This window comes from Nocardioides sp. Z43_10 (assembly GCF_059766615.1).
The window spans coordinates 1-1,776 of the sequence record NZ_JCBAJY010000020.1 but is presented as its reverse complement, the minus strand read 5'-3'; the positions used below and the strand labels follow the sequence as shown (position 1 = coordinate 1,776).

At 54.2% G+C, this 1,776-nt stretch carries 2 rRNA genes; both read right to left on the bottom strand.

Features of this window, described 5'->3' with window-relative positions:
- Positions 1-9 precede the first annotated feature (9 nt).
- Positions 10-126, bottom strand: a 5S ribosomal RNA gene (gene rrf / locus AC6EI4_RS19730).
- Between the two features lie 139 nt (positions 127-265).
- A 23S ribosomal RNA gene (locus tag AC6EI4_RS19725) occupies positions 266-1,776 on the bottom strand; the annotation flags it as partial.

The window sequence follows — 1,776 nt, the reverse complement described above, 5'->3', positions numbered from 1 at the left end:
TGAAGTGTTGTCCGGCGGCGTCCTACTCTCCCACAACCTCTCGATTGCAGTACCATCGGCGCTGTGAGGCTTAACTTCCGGGTTCGGAATGGGACCGGGTGTTTCCCTCACGCTATGGCCGCCGTAACTCTGGCGAACCCACCAAACACAATACTCGTGTGGTGTGTTCAAACTTGTGAGCACATATTCACTTGAAGATTATTCAAGATAATGCACAGTGGTTGTTGTTTCAAAACCGCACAGTGGACGCGTAACATCATTGGAGTAAGACAAGCCCTCGGCCTATTAGTACCGGTCGGCTAGGCATTACTGCTGTACACCTCCGGCCTATCAACCCAGTGGTCTACTGGGGGCCTTACCCCACAATGTGGGTGGGAAACCTCATCTTGAAACGTGCTTCCCGCTTAGATGCATTCAGCGGTTATCACTTCCGAACGTAGCTAACCAGCCGTGCCCCTGGCGGGACAACTGGCACACCAGAGGTTCGTCCATCCCGGTCCTCTCGTACTAGGGACAGCCTTTCTCAAGTTTCCTACGCGCGCGGCGGATAGGGACCGAACTGTCTCACGACGTTCTAAACCCAGCTCGCGTGCCGCTTTAATGGGCGAACAGCCCAACCCTTGGGACCTGCTCCAGCCCCAGGATGCGACGAGCCGACATCGAGGTGCCAAACCATCCCGTCGATATGGACTCTTGGGGAAGATCAGCCTGTTATCCCCGGGGTACCTTTTATCCGTTGAGCGACGCCGCTTCCACATGCCAGCGCCGGATCACTAGTTCCGACTTTCGTCCCTGCTCGACATGTCTGTCTCACAGTCAAGCTCCCTTGTGCACTTACACTCGAAACCTGATTGCCAACCAGGCTGAGGGAACCTTTGAGCGCCTCCGTTACATTTTAGGAGGCAACCGCCCCAGTTAAACTACCCATCAGGCACTGTCCCTGATCCAGATAATGGACCTAGGTTAGACATCTAGTACGACCAGAGTGGTATTTCAACGATGACTCCACACCAACTGGCGTCGATGCTTCAAAGTCTCCCACCTATCCTACACAAGCCGAACCAAACACCAATACCAAACTATAGTAAAGGTCCCGGGGTCTTTCCGTCCTGCCGCGCGTAACGAGCATCTTTACTCGTAGTGCAATTTCGCCGAGTCCATGGTTGAGACAGCGCCCAAGTCGTTACTCCATTCGTGCAGGTCGGAACTTACCCGACAAGGAATTTCGCTACCTTAGGATGGTTATAGTTACCACCGCCGTTTACTGGGGCTTAAGTTCTCAGCTTCGAAGAGTTACCCCTTCTAACCGGTCCCCTTAACCTTCCAGCACCGGGCAGGAGTCAGTCCGTATACATCGTCTTACAACTTCGCACGGACCTGTGTTTTTAGTAAACAGTCGCTTGGGCCTGGTCTCTGCGGCCATCACCGCTTCCACACGCAAGGTGTGTAACGGATCCGGCCCCCCTTCTCCCGAAGTTACGGGGGCATTTTGCCGAGTTCCTTAACCATGGTTCACTCGATCGCCTTAGTATTCTCTACCTGATCACCTGAGTCGGTTTGGGGTACGGGCGGCGCATAGCTCGCTAGAGGTTTTTCTCGACAGCATAGGATCATCCACTTCACCAATTGGCTCCCCATCAGGTCTCAGGCTATATGTGACGCGGATTTGCCTACGTCACGCCCTACACCCTTAGCCGTGGACTACCATCGCCACGGTTGGACTACCTTCCTGCGTCACCCCATCGCTTGACTACTACCGGATCGGTTCATGCGCTA